This is a genomic window from Niallia alba (assembly GCF_012933555.1).
GTDB classification, from domain to species: Bacteria; Bacillota; Bacilli; order Bacillales; family Cytobacillaceae; genus Niallia; species Niallia alba.
In genome coordinates this window covers 5,132,413-5,145,886 of the sequence record NZ_JABBPK010000001.1, presented here as the reverse complement: position 1 = coordinate 5,145,886, position 13,474 = coordinate 5,132,413, and the positions used below count along the sequence as shown (strand labels likewise).

Sequence of the window (13,474 nt, the reverse complement as noted above, 5' to 3'; positions counted from 1 at the left end):
TATTACACCTCCAACTCTTTAAAATACTTCTCTAACTCTCGATCCACTTTTTCAATTTCATCATCAATTTCTTTTAGACGATGCTTCACTGTTTTTAAATCAATCGGTGCTTCTTCTTCAAATGTATCCACGTAACGAGGGATATTTAAGTTGTAGTCATTTTCTTTGATTTCATCCAAGGTTGCTGCGTATGAAAACTTATCGATCATTTCACGTCTTTGGAGTGTTACAATGATTTTTTCCACATGTTCATCAGCTAAATGGTTTTGATTTTTACCTTTTTCAAACTCATTAGATGCATCAATGAATAGTACATTATCATCATGTTTACGGCATTTTTTGAATACAAGGATACACGTTGGGATACTTGTGCCGTAAAAAATATTGGCTGGTAATCCGATTACTGCATCTAAGTAGTTTTTTTCTTCGATCAGATACTTACGGATTGTTGCTTCTGCTGCGCCACGGAATAGAACACCATGTGGTAATACAACAGCCATTGTCCCATTATCATCTAGTTGATGAATAAAGTGCTGGATGAAGGCGAAGTCCGCTTTTGATTTTGGTGCTAGTTTTGCATAGGCACTAAAGCGCTCATCTTCTTTGAAATTGTCATCTGCGCTCCATTTTGCTGAGTACGGAGGATTGGCAACGATTGCTTCAAAGCGCTGGTCGATATGTTGCGGTTCTTCTAATGTATCTGCATTTTGAATATCGAAACGTTGGTAAGGGACATCATGTAGCAACATATTCATACGAGCTAAGTTGTATGTTGTTGATACTTTTTCTTGTCCGTAATATTTGTGTACTTTCGCTTCTTTACCTACACGAAGTAGCAAAGATCCTGAACCACAAGCTCCGTCATACACATCACGTATTTCTGATTTTCCCGCAGTTACAATCTTCGCTAAGATTTTAGATACTTGTTGTGGCGTATAGAACTCGCCAGCTTTCTTCCCTGCATTAGCTGCGAATTGAGAAATCATGTATTCGTATGCATCACCTAAAATATCAATTTCTACATCATCTTGTAAAAATGGAATATCAGCAATGTTGACAATTACTTTACTGATTAAATTTGTACGATCCTTCACTGTACGCCCTAAGCGGGAAGAAGTTAAATCCATATCGTCGAATAGATTTTGGAAATCGTCTTGGCTTTCAGTACCTAAAGTAGATGATTCAATTGCTTTTACACCGTTTTGTAGCATCTCTACATCGAAGTTACCATTTGCTCCTTTTTCAATTTCCTCAAGGAAACGTGAGAATAGGAATTGAGGCTCTACTACATAACCTAACTCTTCTATAAGATATTCTGCTAAGTCCTCACGGTACTCTTCATTTTCCCAGGCCTCTGTATAAGAAATGTTATCGTCTTTTAGTAATTTTTTTGCACGTGCTTCTACCTTTTCAGATAAGTAACGATAGAAAATTAATCCTAAAATATAATCCTTAAATTCGTTGGCATCCATTTGACCTCGTAAATCATTTGCCATCGCCCATAATTTTTTATGTAATTCAGCTTGTTGTTGGCGTTGTTTTTCACTTGTCGTCATAATAAGTTCCTCCTTAGTTATTATTAATTCACGTTGATACTTTGAATTAGCCTCTGTTGAATATAAATCTGTTGTAATTCGCGTTTTTCAGCCATCAGTGACTCTTGTAACTTTTTCAACTGAGCAATTTTTCCAATAGTTATTTGCTTTTGAATAGGTGGTAAGTCAATTTCTAAATCCTTTAAATGAGAAAGTTTCAGTAATGAAATGACTGTTCCTTCACTTAACACAGAAAGCTGTTTTTGAATGGATGGATGTTCATTAAAGTACCATTCAAAGAAGGAGGCATCTACGTTGCCTGTCATTTGAATTTTAATAAAGTTATTTGTTAATAATAACCCGCTATATTTATCAGGTAACAAAGCAACTTTTTGGGTATGTGTGTGTAATATTAAACTATTTGTATCTGTTAAGAGTTGTGGAGTTAATTTTTCTTTTGGTACAGTTATTTCAGCACTTTTCTCATTTGATATTCGATAAGTCAGTCCAAGGGTTTCGTTAAATTGTTTGAGTGAAAGCAGTCTAACTTTTGTTGTCTCGATGTTGTTAGAGAAAGTTTCTAATCGATTTGCAAAAGCCCCTTGTGTAAATTGTGCGATTTGATTAAGTTTCACAATAACCCCCCTATGATATTTTTTAATATATCAACACCACTAAACTTATTATAACTGATATTTTTAAAAATATCAATAAATTTTTAATTTTATTTTTGATATTTTAAAATATATCAAAAAAAGAGCGCATTTTTTGCGCTCTTCCTTTATAAATGGAATATTTATTTGGATTAATTAACAATATGGTCTCTATGCACCGTATTTATCTGTAAAGTCACGAATGAACGAAGTAATATGTTTAATTGCTTTATTCTTCTTCAAGAACGATCCTGATAAAGAATCCATAATCGCATTTTTTTCGATTAAGTTGGAATACTCATATGTTGATACTTGTTCACGTAATACACTATCTTCGATATCTACTTCTTTCGCAAATGATGAGAGCTCTTGCTCACTCATTTCTTCCTCGTAACGATTGTATGCATCGATGACAGATTCATCAGGCGCTAAAGTTGGTGCAACTTTATCTAAGAAACCTTTAATCAATTCAATTTTAAGACGTAACTTCGGATCAGACGCATGGTCTAATTCTTGTTTGATGAAACGAATCTCTTTGTCACGTTCTTTTTCATTTTCTGTGTTAAGGCTTGCAATCAGATTTAAAATGTAACTGACATTAATTTTGTCTGTATGCATAAGCTCTAATTCAAAGTCTATGTCATGAAGAATAGACTCTTTTGACACTTCACTACGCTTAAACTCTTCATACACTTTGAAGTATTTGCTTTTGTAATCTTCATATGTTTGTTGTGAAATCATCAGTTCTGTTTCATCAAACTCAAAATCAGAAAATGACTGTAAACGTTGGAGCATTTTTGTTACATTTTTAAATGCGACGATGAACTTTCGCTTATCTTCTTCACGTTCAAGTTCGTCTACTTCTTCTGGGATTACTGCAATTTCTCGTAGATTTCTTAGTGCTTCTTTAAAAGCTTTTAGGTATTCTTCATAACTAGCCATTAATACCGTATCAACATTATCTGTTCGAGAGAATAGTTTAATTGCATCATCAGTATTGTCTTTTAAATTTCGATAGCAAATGACGTTACCGTATGGCTTTGTTGATTTTTCAACACGATTGGTACGGCTATATGCTTGAAGTAAGTCATGATACACCATGTTTTTATCTACATATAAAGTGTTGAGTGGTTTACTATCAAAACCAGTTAGGAACATTTTCACAACAAGTAAAATGTCAATCTGTGCATGTTTTACTTTCTTTGAAACATCGGAAAAGTAACGATCCCAAGTTTCTGTTGAATAGTCAGTGTTGTACAATTTGTTATAGTCCACAATCATACGGTCTAATGCTTCACGAGAATGCTCACCAGTACCATCGCTTTCCTCATTTTGTCCATATGAATAAATCCCAGCAATCTTTAATTTTTGGTTCTTCTTTTTGAAGATATCATAGTACTTAATGAGTGTTGGAATTGAGTCAACTGTAAACATGGCACAATAACCTTTGCTCTTTGAACGGCGAATATGATTATCTAATATATGGTCTGCAACAAGGTTAAGACGTCGCTCATCATGCCAAACTTCATCCGTATCAATCGCTTGTACTTTTGTAGTATCTTCTTCATTGATATTAGCATTAAACGTACGAATATATTCAACAGAGAAGCCAAGTACATTACCATCACGAATTGCATCTTTGATGAGATAATGATGTAAACATTTCTCAAAAAGGTCAGCAGTTGTACGTCCATCTTGGCTCTTATTCTCGACAAAGCGTGGTGTTCCTGTAAATCCAAAGTATTGAGCATTCTGGAAATGACGATCAATCTCTTTGCGCATATCACCAAATTGACTACGGTGGCACTCATCGATGATAAAGACGACACGCTCCTGTTTGTAAGGTGCCATCACTTCTGTATATTTAGGGTTTTTTACAGCATTATTCATTTTATCTATTGTTGTAACTATAAAAGACCTCATTGGATCTTTTATTTGTTCAATAAGTATGTCTGTCTTTTCTGTTCGGTCAACGGAACCTTTTTGAAACTTATTAAATTCTTGAATCGTTTGGCTATCTAGATCTCGACGATCTACAAGGAAAAATACTTTTTTAATACTTTCCTCGTCTGCTAGGATTTGTCCAGCTTTAAAAGAGGTTAATGTTTTCCCTGACCCTGTTGTATGCCAAATGAAGCCATTGTTCTTTGTTTCCGTTGCACGCTTAACAAGTGCTTCTACTGCATAAACCTGATATGGGCGCATGACCATTAAAGCTTTATCTGTATCATTAATGACCATGTAACGACTAATCATTTTTGCTAGATGGCACGGTTGTAAGAAAGCTCTACTGAAGTCCTGTAAGCTTGTAATCAATTCATTCATCTCATCGGACCAGAAAAATGTAAAGCCAAATTGAATGTCGTAATCAGAGTTCGAAAAGTATTTTGTATCGACCCCATTACTTACGACAAAGATTTGTAGGAAACGATACAAACCAGTAAATGTGTGACGACGATAACGCTGGATTTGATTGAATGCTTCTTTAAAGTCTAGTCCACGCCTTTTTAATTCTATTTGAACGAGTGGTAAGCCGTTAATAAGGATTGTCACGTCATAGCGGTTTGTGTATTTACCAGTTATTGTTGTTTGTGTCGTGACTTGAAAAAGGTTCTTACACCAATCTTTTGTGTTTAGCAACTCTACGTATAGTTGCGTACCATCTTCACGTTCAACTAACAGTTTATCGCGTAAGATCTTTGCAGAATCATAAATGCTCTTTCCTTCGATTAACGTAAGGATTCTCTTAAATTCTATATCTGATATCGGTTGACCGTTTAGTTTATGTTCGTTGAATAAATTAAGTTGTTGCTTGAAATTGGCTAATAATGCGTCATAGTTCGCAATCTTAACCGCTTTGTATCCTTGATTTACAAGTTGTTTATGTAAATTTTTCTCTAGTTCTGCTTCTGGTTGATACCCCATGCTGTAACCCCCTTAATCCTATCTCTACTATATTATACTTAAATTCGTATGGCTTGGTTTTATTTTTATAAAATTTTCCAATAATGGCTTGCAATAAGTACTCTCTTATAAATACGGTTAGCAGCTAACAGCATCCGTTTTTAATCAAAAGTTGAATATATATTATTAACTTGAATACAGAATAGGAGGTATTAAAATGCAATCAGCAAAACGAATTAACATTGTATCATTAAAATTGGTAAAAGAATCAAGCATACTATACAAAGAACGATCTGTAAGGTCACCAGAAGATGGTTATCAATTAATGAAGTTATTCTTAGAAGACAAAGACCGTGAGCATTTTATCGTAGCTTCACTTGATACTAAAAACCAGCCAGTATCAATTAATATCTGCCATATTGGGAGCTTAAACGCCAGCATCGTTCATCCTAGGGAGGTTATGAAGTCAGCAATTTTATCCTCAGCAGCAAGTATAATCATTGGTCATAATCATCCATCGGGAAAGGTAGAACCAAGCAAAGAAGATATAGAGGTGACTAAAAGACTAGTAGAAGCAGGAAAAATTATTGGCATAGATGTTCTTGACCACATAATCGTTGGCGATGAAACCTTTATCTCATTAAAAGAGAAAGGCATAATCTGAATGGAGTAAAAAACAGTGAAAACAATAAAAAGCACGTTAAAAACAGAAGTCACTTATGATGATGAAATGAAAAACAAGTATCTTATTAGGAAAGAGTGGGACAAGAATAAGAAAAAGGCTCTAGTCATCATGAAAAACGCAGGTCAGGCAGATGAAATTGTGCAAGACCAAACAACGATGTATGTCATTAATAACCTTTCTAAGTTGGAATACGGTGTCGTCGATATTGTAAATCTATTTCCATCTACAGAAGGAGATGAAACCAAAGAGTCTGTTATTGAAAATTTGAAGTGTATTCAAGAAGCCATCCCAAGAGTAGATGATGTCATTATTGCGGTGGGAAAGGGTGTAGAGACAAACAAGAAGGCTATTGAACGGATAAAAATGATTTTAGCCATATTGCTAGATAAGAAGGCAAACATTCTTCAAATAGAAGCGAATTTTGGTCGGAAAGGTTTCCATCCTCTCTATCCTGCTGTGAAACATCAGTGGAAGTTAGTACCGTATGACGTTAGCCATAATGAGAAATAATAATATTATAGTTGAAAGGAGTCGTTCTATGTTTGATATTGAGCAATTAATAGATTTTATGAAAGAAGAATTTGGTATAGCAGTTGAATCAGATGAGGTAGGAGAGGAAACGGTACTTTTATATCATGATGAACTGGACGAGCAAATCATTTCAGAAGTTGTGTTGCAAATATTGCCGAATCCAGTATTGTTTCAAACATATATATACATTGAAAAATCAGAGTGGATTATTGGAATTGCTTTAGAAGCAGAAACCAATAATCCACTCTTTTTAGTTTGTTTGAAAGATGAAGTAAGAGTTTTTGAAAAATTACTAAATGAGGGAGAAAGTAAAAATGGCTGAACAAAGAAAGCAGCGGTATGTTACGAAAGCGATTAATGAGGAACTAAATATAGAAATACAAGTCCTTCTGTGGGAGCTGTTGGACTCAATTGAAGTTAAAAGGAAAGATAAAATGGATTATTTGCAGGTTTTTGAAATTGTTAATCAAGGTGATAATATAAAAATAATTAATCGACAGGAACAGCCCACCATGACGGAAGAGTTAATGATAATGAAACAAGGTTCAATGAATATTGAGGATACTATTGTGTGGATTATTGATGATCTTGAATATCGTACAATGTTGTTTCCGAAGGATTATTAATTTAATCATCGCTGTTAATTTCTTTTAATGAAATGATTATAATATTAATAGATAGGTGGCTATAGAGGCCACCCTTCTTATTTTTTTTGCAAGGAGATGTAGGAATGGAGAAAAAATACCCAACTAATATCCTTTTTATCTGCGCCATGAAAGATATGGGTGCAAATAGTAATGTTGTTGGTTTAATGAAAAGTATGTTGAATCAAAGTTTGGAATTTCTATCTACTGTAATAAAGGCTATTACTTCTGATAATAGTCTTTCTATTCAAGCTAAGGGCTATCTAAACAGATTTGAAAATATAAAGGGGTTTAATGGTGAAAGTCTGCCATCTGATTCAGAGGAATTTTGGAGCTTAGAGGAATTTACAATACTAATAATAATGCTAAGGAATTCAACACATAAAAGATACGATTCAATGCATAAGCAAGCGAAATCCTTATTAATAACAGGTAAATCTCCGTCTGAGAAAGTAATTAATGCCAATAGGGAATGGTTACTGGAAGCATACAAATGTTTAGGGGTTTTAAAGCATTACAATTGGAGTGAAAAAATTGATGAAGATTTGCTTCCCACTTTAGTTGGCAGTGATTTAAATATTAAAGATGCTAAGAAAAATATACAGGATATTGAAAAAAGTATTAAAATGTCTGGTGTGTTAGATGGAGAAATAGACTCAGGTATTGGTCAAATACTAGCAAAATGTGCTTACCCGGAACTATTAAAAGCGAACAAAAGAAGCTCAGCGGCTAAGCTAATGGATGCAATAGCTGAAGTTATATTTGCCTTGGAAAAAGTCGAAGGAGTTATGTCGCAAGAAATAGCAATTATTGAGTCAATGAAAAAGCTAAACAAATTGAAAGAGGATATAGAGTTTAGTTTTGACACTAGCAAATACTATACGGAAACATATTGGGAACATGTAATGAAGGATGACGAAAATGAAGCGGATATATCATTAATTAAGAAACAGCTGATGGAGAAGTTTGCTGTAGAACTGGATACTATAGAAAAAAATACACTTTAAATCAATGGTTGAATCGGATTTTTTTTATCCCGATTCAACCATTTTTTATTAGATTTAATGCGGTAGTATAACAACAGACGCACAAAACAAGGAGGATGAGATGTGAAATTAAGATGATCGACCTATAAAAAACACATTGCTCAGGTAAGGTTTAAAAAATTCAAATTTCAAGGGAGGCATTTCTCATGTCAGTAGAAAAATTAGTCAAAAGGTATTATCGGGGTAATCTTACCCTATTTGATGATGCACAACAACAATATGAAAGTCTAGGAAATGTAAAGGAAAAGGAATTGAGAAGTATTATAGCTGATGATCTGGAAAGTTCAAATGGTAGTGAGAATGATTTTTGGGTGCTTGATAATGCAAATCCGTTAAAGAATATTATGGTCTTTGCGGAAATAACACATTATAAACGTTGCCCACTAGCTGATATGGAAGAAGAAGAACGTAATACCACAATTCAATTTCTCATTGATAATTTAGATGTATTTGATGTGAAACCAGTAGGTTATGAAGTGAAAGATGATTCATTGGTTATTGGTTGGTATCTCAACAACGCTATTGATACATTTACATTTTCAATAAATATTGAAGCACTCGTAAATTAGAAGGGAGTAGTAGCAAAATGAAAAACCTACATCAATTTATTATTTGGCTTCAACTATTAAAGTCCAGTCCGATACGAGAGGATCATTATGATGGAATTAACGCTTTATATCGTCTCTCAGCTGTAATAGAGAAAGATTCCTTAGGGGAGAAAGTAAGCCTGGGAAAGCAGCTTTATGAACTTTTACAAAATATAGAAACTTGGTCGGTAGTACCAAATGAAATAGTAGTTTTTCCTGATCGCATCGAAATCCACTGGTATGCAAAAGAATTTCAGATGGTAATGACTCGAAGTCAATATTTAAAGTTAATCATTCAATTTCTGTTCTTTTTAAGTAACGCACAGTCTAATATTCAATTTCTTAAACGGTGCCTAATGGAAAGTCCTGATAGAACAGTGTGGGGGGCACCGAATGAAATGATTAATTATTCACCTACTTTTTCCTCTACAAGTTTTGGATTAGAGGGAGAAAAAATAAAGGTTTTGATACTAAACGAGAAAGTAGAGGCGGTTGCATAATGGCAATCAGGAAAGTAAGACGACCTGTTAAGACAGTTGAAAAAGAACCACTTCCAAAAAGAGAGTTAGAAGGGGAAGAAAATAAAGAGATCCCAATGCGTCAAATTCAAACAGAAGATGTAACAGAATTTCCTTATAAAATTGAAGGGGAAAATTTGATGATTTGGGAAGCAAATGAGAAAAAATATCATCCTATTTGTAAGGCTGTTAAGATAAATCGAATTAGTAGGAATCTTGAAACAAAAGACATAGATTTAGAAATTGCCTTTTGGGCTTATGACAGGTGGGAAACTATTGCTATAAATCGAGGGGAACTGAATAAGAGAGACTTAAAGAAATTAGTTTCAAAAGGGATGGATATCATACAAGACTCCCAAGTTTCCCATGTATTTTCATTCCTAAGTAAACAAGAGAAACAGATAAAGCCAGCCAATATCCATACAGGTATTGGTTGGGATCTAGTAAATGGTGAATTAGTATATAAACATTTCACAATTGTTGGAACATCAAATCAGTCAACCTATGCTGGAGAATTAAATATAAGGCCCGTAGGCTCTTACAATGATTACAAAAGTCTATTAATTCGTGAGGCTATAGGCTATGCACCGCTGGAATTGGCAATTTGTTTAGGGATCTCTTCTTTAATAATTGGGATGCTAAATTGCGCTGGTGTTGCAGAACTAGATACTTTATGGGTTCATTTACCTGGAAGAACCACAACGGGGAAGACAACCGCTGCGATGTTATATACCTCAACTGCAGGTTCCCCAAGTATAAAAGATAAAGGCGGCTTAGTACAGTCATTCAATGGCACAAAAAATGCATTGTCCAATAGTTTGATAGGAAACAATGGAGTTCCTATTGCTTTTGATGAGTTTTCTATGAACGATATGAGTTCGGAAGCTTTGAGCTCATTCTCGTATGAGGTTTCCCAAAATCGTGGACGCCTAAGATTAAGTAAAGAATCCGAGAGAAAAGACCCTGGATCATGGAGCACTACTGTCATGTCTACTGGTGAAAATTCCATTATTAGTAGGTTAAATCAGAATGAAGGATTGAGGGTAAGGCTGTTTGAATTCCCTAGAATACAGTGGACTAAAAATGCAGAAAATGCTGACCGTCTGAAAAAGGGTCTTTTAAATAATTATGGGTTCATTGCTCCGATTATCGCTAAAAAGATGATTGAATATGGTCCCACAGCAATTCTTAATATGCTGAACGATAACAAAGAAAAGCTTGTGAAAATTTTACCGAAAAATAGGCTTACTTCAAGAATAGCTCTAAAACATGCCTTAATCACAACTGCCGCTGAACTCTTTGAAGAAACATTCGAGATAAGGCTATCTGTGGAAGAGATTATTCAGATGTTGATTGACCAAGAACAAGAGTCAATGACTGAAAGAGAAATGGCTCCTAAATTTTATAATCAACTAAGGCAGTACATCATACAGTACAGAAAGAATTTCAAAATCCAAGACAAACCTTCTCTTCAATATCAAGAGATATGGGGGAGAATTGAAACTCGAAGCGGGAAAACCTACTGTTATATTCTCCCTGTTATTTTCAATAAAATTGCAAAAGAATTCAATTTTACTGACACAAGGATACTCTTAAATGAACTGAAAACCATGGATGTTCTCATGCACGATAAAAACAAGTCACAAAAAAAGAAGCTTATTTTTTCCAAGGATGAGGTTCAACTTCGAGAAGAACTAACGGGTAAAGAGGGATTTGCTGAAAAAGGCGATTACACTATTTGTATTGTTTATGGGGAAGAGCTATTCAATGAATTAGTAAGTTGATTCTATGCATTATGTCCCCCTGTCCCCCTCCTCCCTCTAATCATTTTATCAAGGATCTAATATTAATGATTAGGAGTTATGGATACAAATTGTTTTATATAACCTTGTTGCAAATAATTGCGGTGGAGTAGGGGGACAGGGGGATGGAAAATAAAAAGTGGTATTGGGGAAAAGTGAGGAAACAACTCAAATAATAGATTTCCATTTTCCCGCCACCCTTTCCTAAAATCATAAGCAAAATAAAATATATATCATAAATCGGATGAGAGGGATTACAGCATGAGCATGGAAGAAGCAGCGGAATACAAATATCAAACACTAATAGACATATTAGCGGAAATGGTCAAAAACTATTTGACTACTAATCCAAAACGAAATGAAGGAGAGGGAAATGCAAATGCTGAAAAATGACCAATTGCAAGAGGTTAGAATTTCTATCTATACTCGGAACACATCCACTGAACAACCAGAAGGTCGCAGACGCTATCGTGACATCCAAGTATTAAAAGAAAAGTATGAAAGAATGGGATATAAAATCCAAGGAATATACTCTGAAATTGGATGTTATAATCCAAAAAGAAGACCTGAACTAATGCGATTATTTTTGGATGCATTTTTAGGGAAAATTGATGTGGTGTTAGTGTGGGATTTATTTAGTTTAACTTCAAACCCGACAGATTTATTAAATATTCATCGATTTCTAGCTCAATATAATGTGGAGTTGTGTTCAGCTACGGAACCATTTGACACCTCAACACCGGATAGTATGTTGCATTTCCAATGGATGGCGGAATTACTTGAACACGAGCATCTTGCGTGTAAAAGAGATATTTCATTATCTTCCCTGGCGAGGTTGATAATGACCAAAGGGGCATGCATGAAAGGAGATGAATCTAGTGCAGAGCCATGCATTGAATCTATACGACCAGCTTGACTATAGTAATCAAGCTGGAACACAGAAAAGAGCTTCTATATATGCTCGTGTTTCTACAGTAGAACAAGCTGAGGAAGGTTACAGTATTGATGAGCAGATAAACGTCATAAGACAATGGTGTGAGCGAGAGGGTTATGTTGTCTATAAAGAATACGTTGACCGAGGAATAAGCGGTAAAAACATTAAAGGTAGACCAGCTATTCAGGAACTTCTTCATGATGCTAATCAGAAATGTTTTGATGTTGTATTAGTGTGGAAAATGAATCGACTTTCAAGAAAAAGTATTGACCTTCTAACAATCGTAGAAAGATTGCAGAATAAAGGGATCGGCTTTCGCTCCTATACAGAACGGTATGAAACGGAAACTCCATCTGGAAGGTTACAATTTCAAATGATGGCTGCAATAGCCGAATTTGAACGTGCTAATATTGCTGAAAATGTCAAAATGGGTATGTTAGCACGAGCCCGAGAAGGTTCGTGGAATGGTGGACAAGTCCTTGGTTATGATGTAGTGAGTACCCCTAGTGATAATAGGAAAAGGAAAATATCCAAGCTAGTTATAAATGATAAAGAAGCCCAAACAGTTAGACGGATATTTGAGCTTTATACGGGAGGACACGGATATAAAGCAATAGCAAATAAGGTTAACAAAGAAGGACATCGCAGTAAAAAGGGAAATTCATTTTCTATTAATGCGATTAGGACTATACTTACAAATCCTATTTATGTAGGCTTCATTAGATATAACGTAAGACAAGATTGGAGTGAAAAAAGAAGAAACAATATCAATCCCAATCCTGTAATTGAAAAAGGGCAACATGATCCGATTATATCAGAAGAAACATGGGAAAAGGCACAAGCGATACTAAAGAATAGGAGTAAAACGCCTAATCGTGTTCACAGCGGAGAATATCCACTAACTGGTGTAATGAAATGTCCAGCATGTGGAGCAGGCATGGTATTGGGAAGAACCACTAACCGAAATAAGGATGGTAGTAAGCGTGTTCTTGAGTATTATGTTTGTGGTGCATGGAAAAACAAAGGAACAGCGGTTTGTCGCTCTAATGGAATTAGAACTGAGTATGCTGATAAATATGTGCTAAATAAAATTGGAAGGTTGGCTAACAGCGACAATTTGATTAGGGATGTGGTAACTAGGATTAATGGTGGATTGAAAGAGAAAGAATCCCCTTTGCGTAAAGAATATGAAGTATTAAAGAAATCCCTTAGTGAAAACCAATCTAAAAAGGACAAAGTTCTTGGGTTATATGAAGATGGTGTAATAGAAAAGGTTGATTTAGTTGAAAGACTAGAGAAGTTAAATGATGAAAAAAAGCTAATGCAAGAGCGATTGTCACCTTTAGAGCTGCAGCTATCAGGGCAGAATCATATAAACGTTGATTACGGATTGGTTAAGGAGGTGATGTCTAACTTTGCAGCAAACTATAGAAATACAATATCGACTGAACAAAAGAAACGATTATTGCACTTGCTCATACGAGAAATCAAAATTGGAGAAAGTCGAGAAATCGACTCAATTCAAATACAACTTAACAATGAAGTGGTTCGGCACTTCACAAAAAAAGGAGAAGAGAAATCGTCAACTGAAGATGATTTCTCTTCTCCTTTTTCTATTTTAATCGACTTATAGAA

Annotated in this window: 14 protein-coding genes; 11 read left to right on the top strand and 3 right to left on the bottom strand. The window is 34.9% G+C overall.

Annotated features, from left to right (window positions below):
* Positions 1 to 2 precede the first annotated feature (2 nt).
* From HHU08_RS24390 to HHU08_RS24380, 3 genes are all read right to left on the bottom strand, one after another.
* Positions 3 to 1,556 carry a type I restriction-modification system subunit M gene (locus tag HHU08_RS24390; protein ID WP_169189541.1) on the bottom strand — a complete coding sequence of 518 codons (1,554 nt, stop codon included), beginning with the start codon at positions 1,554 to 1,556 and terminating at the stop codon, positions 3 to 5.
* A gap of 23 nt (positions 1,557 to 1,579) precedes the next feature.
* Positions 1,580 to 2,170 carry a restriction endonuclease subunit S gene (locus tag HHU08_RS24385; protein WP_169189540.1) on the bottom strand — a complete coding sequence of 197 codons (591 nt, stop codon included), beginning with the start codon at positions 2,168 to 2,170 and terminating at the stop codon, positions 1,580 to 1,582.
* Positions 2,171 to 2,359: 189 nt separating this feature from the next.
* Positions 2,360 to 5,113 (bottom strand): type I restriction endonuclease subunit R, encoded by a 2,754-nt coding sequence (locus tag HHU08_RS24380; protein ID WP_169189539.1) that lies wholly within the window; start codon positions 5,111 to 5,113, stop codon positions 2,360 to 2,362.
* 196 nt (positions 5,114 to 5,309) lie between these two features.
* Between HHU08_RS24380 and radC the strand changes: the two genes are divergently transcribed.
* The 11 genes from radC (at position 5,310) to HHU08_RS24330 (ending at position 13,472) form a co-directional block, all read left to right on the top strand.
* Complete coding sequence (gene radC, locus HHU08_RS24375; protein WP_169189538.1) at positions 5,310 to 5,756, top strand: RadC family protein; 447 nt, start codon at positions 5,310 to 5,312, stop codon at positions 5,754 to 5,756.
* A gap of 15 nt (positions 5,757 to 5,771) precedes the next feature.
* On the top strand, positions 5,772 to 6,287 hold the full coding sequence (locus HHU08_RS24370; RefSeq protein ID WP_169189537.1) for a DUF1643 domain-containing protein: 516 nt from the start codon (positions 5,772 to 5,774) through the stop codon (positions 6,285 to 6,287).
* A 28-nt stretch (positions 6,288 to 6,315) separates the two neighbouring features.
* The gene (locus HHU08_RS24365) at positions 6,316 to 6,630 is read left to right on the top strand and encodes a hypothetical protein (protein ID WP_169189536.1); all 315 of its coding nucleotides are present in this window, start codon (positions 6,316 to 6,318) and stop codon (positions 6,628 to 6,630) included.
* Positions 6,623 to 6,934 (top strand): DUF960 family protein, encoded by a 312-nt coding sequence (locus HHU08_RS24360; protein WP_169189535.1) that lies wholly within the window; start codon positions 6,623 to 6,625, stop codon positions 6,932 to 6,934. The genes HHU08_RS24365 and HHU08_RS24360 overlap by 8 nt, the downstream gene beginning before the upstream one ends.
* 104 nt (positions 6,935 to 7,038) lie before the next feature.
* The gene (locus HHU08_RS24355) at positions 7,039 to 7,959 is read left to right on the top strand and encodes a hypothetical protein (RefSeq protein WP_169189534.1); all 921 of its coding nucleotides are present in this window, start codon (positions 7,039 to 7,041) and stop codon (positions 7,957 to 7,959) included.
* Positions 7,960 to 8,144: 185 nt separating this feature from the next.
* Positions 8,145 to 8,567, top strand: coding sequence for a hypothetical protein (locus HHU08_RS24350; RefSeq protein WP_169189533.1), 423 nt, complete (start codon positions 8,145 to 8,147; stop codon positions 8,565 to 8,567).
* A 17-nt stretch (positions 8,568 to 8,584) separates the two neighbouring features.
* Complete coding sequence (locus tag HHU08_RS24345; RefSeq protein ID WP_169189532.1) at positions 8,585 to 9,085, top strand: hypothetical protein; 501 nt, start codon at positions 8,585 to 8,587, stop codon at positions 9,083 to 9,085.
* Positions 9,085 to 10,887: a DUF927 domain-containing protein gene (locus tag HHU08_RS24340; protein WP_169189531.1), complete on the top strand. Its 1,803-nt coding sequence runs from the start codon at positions 9,085 to 9,087 to the stop codon at positions 10,885 to 10,887. The genes HHU08_RS24345 and HHU08_RS24340 overlap by 1 nt, the downstream gene beginning before the upstream one ends.
* 279 nt (positions 10,888 to 11,166) lie before the next feature.
* On the top strand, positions 11,167 to 11,298 hold the full coding sequence (locus HHU08_RS25625; protein WP_268927071.1) for a hypothetical protein: 132 nt from the start codon (positions 11,167 to 11,169) through the stop codon (positions 11,296 to 11,298).
* Complete coding sequence (locus HHU08_RS24335) at positions 11,279 to 11,821, top strand: recombinase family protein (protein WP_169189530.1); 543 nt, start codon at positions 11,279 to 11,281, stop codon at positions 11,819 to 11,821. Before HHU08_RS25625 ends, HHU08_RS24335 begins: the two co-directional genes overlap by 20 nt.
* The gene (locus HHU08_RS24330; protein WP_169189529.1) at positions 11,784 to 13,472 is read left to right on the top strand and encodes a recombinase family protein; all 1,689 of its coding nucleotides are present in this window, start codon (positions 11,784 to 11,786) and stop codon (positions 13,470 to 13,472) included. Before HHU08_RS24335 ends, HHU08_RS24330 begins: the two co-directional genes overlap by 38 nt.
* The last annotated feature ends 2 nt before the right edge of the window (positions 13,473 to 13,474 follow it).

Coding starts and splice junctions, on each gene's coding strand:
- HHU08_RS24390 (WP_169189541.1), bottom strand. CDS start 1,556: ATGACGACAAGTGAAAAACAACGCCAACAACAAGCTGAATTACATAAA.
- HHU08_RS24380 (WP_169189539.1), bottom strand. CDS start 5,113: ATGGGGTATCAACCAGAAGCAGAACTAGAGAAAAATTTACATAAACAA.
- radC (WP_169189538.1), top strand. CDS start 5,310: ATGCAATCAGCAAAACGAATTAACATTGTATCATTAAAATTGGTAAAA.
- HHU08_RS24365 (WP_169189536.1), top strand. CDS start 6,316: ATGTTTGATATTGAGCAATTAATAGATTTTATGAAAGAAGAATTTGGT.
- HHU08_RS24360 (WP_169189535.1), top strand. CDS start 6,623: ATGGCTGAACAAAGAAAGCAGCGGTATGTTACGAAAGCGATTAATGAG.
- HHU08_RS24355 (WP_169189534.1), top strand. CDS start 7,039: ATGGAGAAAAAATACCCAACTAATATCCTTTTTATCTGCGCCATGAAA.
- HHU08_RS24350 (WP_169189533.1), top strand. CDS start 8,145: ATGTCAGTAGAAAAATTAGTCAAAAGGTATTATCGGGGTAATCTTACC.
- HHU08_RS24345 (WP_169189532.1), top strand. CDS start 8,585: ATGAAAAACCTACATCAATTTATTATTTGGCTTCAACTATTAAAGTCC.
- HHU08_RS24340 (WP_169189531.1), top strand. CDS start 9,085: ATGGCAATCAGGAAAGTAAGACGACCTGTTAAGACAGTTGAAAAAGAA.
- HHU08_RS25625 (WP_268927071.1), top strand. CDS start 11,167: ATGAGCATGGAAGAAGCAGCGGAATACAAATATCAAACACTAATAGAC.
- HHU08_RS24335 (WP_169189530.1), top strand. CDS start 11,279: ATGCAAATGCTGAAAAATGACCAATTGCAAGAGGTTAGAATTTCTATC.